5 protein-coding genes are annotated in these 4,667 nt (G+C 35.4%); 3 read left to right on the top strand and 2 right to left on the bottom strand.

Annotation, left to right across the window (positions count from 1 at the left end):
* Positions 1 to 219 precede the first annotated feature (219 nt).
* Positions 220 to 693: a MarR family winged helix-turn-helix transcriptional regulator gene (locus V7137_RS20765; protein ID WP_335699832.1), complete on the bottom strand. Its 474-nt coding sequence runs from the start codon at positions 691 to 693 to the stop codon at positions 220 to 222.
* 126 nt (positions 694 to 819) lie between these two features.
* On the opposite strand from V7137_RS20765, the gene V7137_RS20760 reads away from it, so the two are divergent.
* The 3 genes from V7137_RS20760 (at position 820) to V7137_RS20745 (ending at position 3,197) form a co-directional block, all read left to right on the top strand.
* On the top strand, positions 820 to 1,404 hold the full coding sequence (locus tag V7137_RS20760; protein ID WP_335699831.1) for a DUF3238 domain-containing protein: 585 nt from the start codon (positions 820 to 822) through the stop codon (positions 1,402 to 1,404).
* A 140-nt stretch (positions 1,405 to 1,544) separates the two neighbouring features.
* Positions 1,545 to 2,171, top strand: coding sequence for an FMN-dependent NADH-azoreductase (locus V7137_RS20755; RefSeq protein WP_335699830.1), 627 nt, complete (start codon positions 1,545 to 1,547; stop codon positions 2,169 to 2,171).
* Positions 2,172 to 2,729: 558 nt separating this feature from the next.
* Entirely contained in the window at positions 2,730 to 3,197 is a 468-nt protein-coding gene (locus tag V7137_RS20745; protein WP_335699829.1) for a phage tail protein, read from the top strand.
* A gap of 736 nt (positions 3,198 to 3,933) precedes the next feature.
* On the opposite strand, the gene V7137_RS20735 is transcribed toward V7137_RS20745, so the two are convergent.
* Positions 3,934 to 4,566, bottom strand: a complete 633-nt coding sequence (locus tag V7137_RS20735) for a LysE family translocator (RefSeq protein ID WP_335384251.1) — start codon at positions 4,564 to 4,566, stop codon at positions 3,934 to 3,936.
* Positions 4,567 to 4,667: the final 101 nt, after the last annotated feature.

The raw sequence follows: 4,667 nt of genomic DNA, 5'->3' as shown, positions 1-4,667 counted from the left end.
TTTGTTTCCACGTATAACGACTTCTCGAATGCTACTAGTGTATGTGTATTCCTTTATAATCCATGTTTCATGACTGTTCGCCTCATAGGATTCAACAATATTAATAAAGTTTTGCAACCGTCTAATTTCTTCTTTTGAACTAGGAACCGTTAATTTTTGGGGGATCTTCAGGTTCTTAAGTCAATGGTCGTACGGATAGTCCCTATATAAACTCTATATTTACCAAACAGGTCTTGACCTCAAAGATATTTTACCTTCATTTGCTTCATAAACTAATTTTGTTAAATCTTCTTTGAGCATTTGCATTCGTTCAGTACCTATATTTTCAATCCAGCATCCCTCAATCTCAGTTAGTATCTTCTCTTTTGCTTTCACTACTAACCAACCTCGTTGGGTCAAAACAATAATTTTCCCCCTTTTATCAGTGGGATGAGTTTGGCGCATTACATAACCACTTTTCTCAAGATAATCCACCATTTTACTTACAGCCTGCTTTGTAATTCCTAGATACTCAGCTATTTCTATACCTGTTGCTCCGCTAGGAGTGATACATTTAAACATAAAACCATGTGCAGGCCTAATATCTCCAAACCCTAATTCACTCAATCTATCATGTAGTTCATCAATCAATTTACTAAAGGATAATGACAAAAGCGATGTAAGATCCAATTCACTAAATCCTTCATGATTCATTAATAAAACCTCCTTAAATAAAGTCAAGTCAATTACGTTGACTTTATTTGAATTCCATTGTACTATGCGTAATGTAGTCAATCAAGTTGACTACATTAACAAATTAATAACCTATGGAGGTTCTAAATGATTCCCCTTGTTAAGATTAGAGCAAGTGTATTTATTCCAATGTCTTGGACTGAACCTAAGAAGGATATTCAAACAGGAAACGTTATCCAATTCGAAGGTGACTCACGTGAATTTACACCTTATGCTGTCAACGCTATGCGTTCCAGAGTTGAGCAAGAAGTAATTGTAGATTTTTACAAAAAAGAAATTTTCACTTACGTGAATACTGGCATAACAACAGAAAGAGTTACAACTCCAGATGGTTCTGTTCATAAAAGAGCAGGAAAAGCTAGTACTGAAGGTATTTTGTGCACGGATATTGAATGGCGTTCTGATGACGTCAAATTTCAAATGAGTGCAAGTGCTAGCAACCCATTAAATGTATATGCGCCTCCTGTTGACTATCTATTAACTGTACATGTCAAAAAAGATGGCAGTATCGATATTAAAGGAGCACATGATGGATTCCCTTGTTTTGAATTTTATAAGCAAGTAAATTTTGGTCCGTTTGAACAAATTTATACACATGATTTTAGAGAAACTGGTGATACGCCTGAGGCTCTAGCTGGAGAAATGGAGTATAGTTTTAAAAAAATATTGTAAAGTCCATTTTTTCATTAAAAAACCATTAGCAGTTTTTTCTAATTTGCTGGCGGTATACCTAATAATAACAATTACCATGGGATACTCTTTTTAGTGATTAAATATATAACAACGTAAGAGAGTAACAGGAGGAAAAGAGAATGACAACAGTTTTATTTGTAAAAGCAAACAATCGTCCTGCAGATCAGGCGGTTAGTGTGAAATTATATGAGGCTTTTTTAGCGAGCTATAAAGAATCACATCCAAATGATACAGTGGTAGAGCTACATTTATACAATGAGGAATTGCCATATGTAGGAGTAGATATGATTAACGGTACATTTAAGACTAGTAGAGGACTTGATTTAACAGCAGAAGAGGCAAAGGCTGTAGCTGTTGCTGACAAATATATAGACCAATTCCTTGCAGCTGATAAAGTTGTATTTGGTTTCCCATTATGGAACTTAACAATCCCAGCTGTACTACACACATATATTGATTACTTAAACCGCGCGGGCAAAACATTTAAATATACGCCAGAAGGACCAGTAGGTCTTATTGGGAATAAGAAAATTGCATTATTAAACGCAAGTGGCGGTGTATATTCTAAAGGACCAGCAGCTGAAGTAGAAATGGCTGTTAAATATGTAGAAAGTATGATGGGCTTCTTTGGTGTAAAAGAAATAGAGAAAGTAGTAATTGAAGGTCACAACCAATTCCCTGATAAATCAGAAGGAATTATTGCCGCAGGGCTTGAAAAGGCTGTTAAAGTAGCAAGTACATTCTAATTAAAAAAATACTTGTCACTCAATATGGCAGTAATAACACTTTTATAGCGGTGGTACTGTTTTTATTCTCTTATCTTGCTACTTTTGGGCAGTAATAAGCCAATTGATGCGATTTTTTTATTCTCAACTTAATAAACTATAAAAAGAAGGTTTACATTGAGGAGTTAAGCCAAATATCATAACAATATTAAAATGAGATTGTGATGAATTGTACTTAAAGTACGGGGGCAAGAGTTGAAGATGGGGGTTGCTGCGGCGATCCCTTTTTTCTTATTCAGCTAATGGGGCAGGAAAGTTACAGTTGAAACTTGTGCATACTTATATCGTGAAATGTCAGCCGAGGCATGTGGAATGAAATGGAAAAATATTTTCTCTTGAATCATTTTTGGTATAATATTTGGTAGATGACCGGATTATTTTGAAGTTTGGCTATATGCGTGTTTCTACATTTGACCAAAATTTGTATCGTCAAAAGAAACAACTTGAAGAATGGCTTACTTTTTGGTGAAATGTGGATTCCTGATGTTAGGAAATAAAGTGAGAAAAGGAGAGATGAAAATGTCCTATATCGTTGATTTTAAAAATGTGTCTACGGTTGGTTTAGAGTCTTCACCTGTAGTAGAAGCGCTTGCTGGTTTACGTGCTAATGAAGCCCGTTACTTTATGAACAAATACAAGCATGAATTTACGGTTGTACCAGCTAGCGAAAGCCAGGAGACCCTTGATTATGTAAACCGAATTTTGAAAGAAGAACGTGATATTGAGTTTGCAGCCAAACCTTTAGAAACGTCGCGTTTTCAAGTGGAAAATATCAAATTTGCCTACGTCTTTTATGAGGATGGTCTTGCGCTCAACGTCATGTATACGGTCGATGACCCTAAGCCAAAGCGGGCCGTCGGTTTTAAGCTTTCTGAGGGGATGGAGGTACCAAAGGAGTTAGAAGGGAAGTTTAAGTTTGCTAGGCAGAAGTCCAAACTAGCTGGAACCATTCGGGGCTCGTATTTTGTCATTAAAGGAGAATATTAAAGTAAGCAAAGGTGCAAGTGGAGGAATCCTGCCATTGTGGTCTGTGTCATCTACGCTGGGATCAGGTCTATTTGGATGCGTGGATGGAGAAACATTATGTCACAGAAGAATGTATTGAAATTGATTTTAAATCAACTGCAAAAGTAATTATTGAGATTAGTATGAAATACTAATTTTCTAATGCAACTAACGGGGTGCAAGAATTCAAGAAAAGCAATGCTATTTTTAGCATTGCTTTTTATGGTCTTTGACTAAAAAAACACCCTATAAAGTTCTTGTCTTATACTACCACTTAATAGTGCATATATCCTCGTAGTCTCACTTTCCTCTTACAATGGCCGAACGGTTTGACCAATTAATTCGATTTTTTTCTAACGAAACAATTTCGCCAATACGGCACCTAGTGGAAAACATAAATTAAAACAAAGTCTTTTCCATTGAAATGGTGCACTCTTCTTGTAAATGTTCGATTTCAAATTCTGTTAAAAACTTCGGAATTCGTTTACCCACTTTAGTTTCCTTTATCTTGGCTGCGGGATTTTTAGGAATATTTCCTTCCTCATGTGACCAACGAAATAATGATTTCATAAATCGTATTCGGTGAGCTAAACTTGAAGGTTTTAAGGTTTCGCTCGACTTTGCTAAGTATTCTTTTAGGTGACCAAGGTTGTTGAATTCTTGTCGGTTCAGAAAGAAAAAACCCCTAGATCAAAGTCCAAGGGTCTTAACAAGCAACTTAATTATGAGCCTTTTCTAGAGCAAGTTTAATACCAAAACCTATCAGGATAGTACCTGTTATTCCTTCAATAAACGTTTGGGTCTTAGGTTTTTTCATAAAAGCACTTATCTGGTTAAGTAAATAGATATAAAACAAAAACCATACGGCGGTTAATACAGTATAAGTTATTCCCATTATAAGAAACGGTATAAAAGTATTGCTTCCTGAATCCACAAACTGAGGCAAGAAGGTTAGGAAAAAGATAGCAACTTTAGGATTTAGGATGTTGGTGAGGAAACCTTGTTTAAAACAAGACTTACTTTCATACTTACTTTCGGCAGTTATTTCGGTAGTTATTGCTTCTTTCTTGTACCTTAGTGCCCATAATGTCTTGATTCCTAGATAAACTAGGTACACAGCACCTACGTATTTGAAGACAGAAAATAATAAAGCCGATTTCACAATAATTGCTGACAGACCTAAAACAGCAGCCATTGTATGAATTAGTAGTGCACAACAAGTACCAAACATAGTTTTAAAACCGCCTGTTCTTCCAACAGTGAGGGTATTTTTTGTAGCAATAGCAGTATCAGGGCCAGGTAAAATAATGAGAAAAATACACATAATCAAAAACAAATAAAAGTTCTCCATTTTTATTAACCACCTTTCCAAGTATTAATTATTAAACTTAATTTAACATAAACATTTGAATAGTGGGTTATTTTCAAGAAAAACTCTTCTTAAGCTAACGG

The organism is Neobacillus drentensis (assembly GCF_036962765.1).
GTDB lineage: Bacteria > Bacillota > Bacilli > Bacillales > Cytobacillaceae > Neobacillus > Neobacillus drentensis_C.
The sequence above is the reverse complement of the archived record's forward strand: the minus strand, read 5'-3'. Positions and strand labels throughout refer to the sequence as shown.